Annotated in this window: 1 protein-coding gene; it reads right to left on the reverse strand. The window is 63.9% G+C overall.

Translation table 11 applies throughout. The features are described from left to right. Positions 1–715 precede the first annotated feature (715 nt). Positions 716–1,015: DUF4235 domain-containing protein (locus ABT116_RS50470; RefSeq protein ID WP_351648608.1), on the reverse strand; the 300-nt coding region annotated here is incomplete at its 5' end.

The raw sequence follows: 1,015 nt of genomic DNA on the forward strand, positions 1-1,015 counted from the left end.
CGTTCACCACGGCCTGAACGTTCCCCGTACCACCGTGTACGGGCACCTCAACACACGCACCCGGGCTGCGAGTTCGTCGGCTGTACCGGTGAACATGGTGGGCTGCGGTCCCTGTTGTGGCGATGCTGTCGCCGCGGATCTGCCTCTGCGGCTACGAGCCGAGCACCAGAGCCGAAGACGCCCACCAACGCGCGGACCTTCTTGGTTCGGTCATCGCCCGATCTCATTGCGACCAGTGCGAACCGCCGCCGGCCTTCGATGTCGCGTGCGCGGTGTGCGGCGACGGGCCGAATCCTCGCCGGCGATCTCGCCCAGGCCGCCCACAGTGGTGATGGTTTTCCGGACCCGGTGCGCCGGTGGCTCACAGCGAGCGGATGGACCGTACCGTCTGAGTTGCGGTGCCCGGATCACGCCTGAGGGTTGACGTCGTTGTCGTTGTCGCAGCGACTCGTCAGTCCTGTACTCCACGCCGAAGGCGTCGGAGAAGGGTGCACATCGGTTATTGCCCGGGTAATAACGTTGGTCTGCCCACCTGCACCAAGATGGTCGGTTCGTCCGCGTCCCCCGGCCGTGCGGCGCGTCGTATCTTCACGCGAGCCGGTCCTCACGACTGGTTCCATCGACCAGGCCGAGCCGCGGCATCGTCGCCGACCGCGCATCTTTCGATGCCGAGAGTCAACCCACTTATTTCGGCAACCTCGGTGACCGAGAACGTCTACACCGGATCTTCGTGAGTCAAGGCACGATAACCGGTGGCACCGGCTCGGTCCACTGCTGCCTTGACCAGGCCGAAGAATGCCCCTTGAATGACTGCGGCAATCAATACTTCTCGGACACTACGGTGGAGATCTTTCGGGTTCGGTGCGGCCGCGTCGTTGTCGTCGACGCGCTTCCAAATCTGTTTGAACACCACGCCGGCGGCGATACCGCCGAGCACCTGGGCGTCGTTCGGGTTGGCCAGGATGTTGAGCTGCACATCGTCGTTGAACTCGGGATCGCTGGTGACGAAGGTGAG

Origin of the sequence: Streptomyces sp. NPDC002130, assembly GCF_040296465.1 — a bacterium.
Lineage (GTDB): Bacteria > Actinomycetota > Actinomycetes > Streptomycetales > Streptomycetaceae > Streptomyces.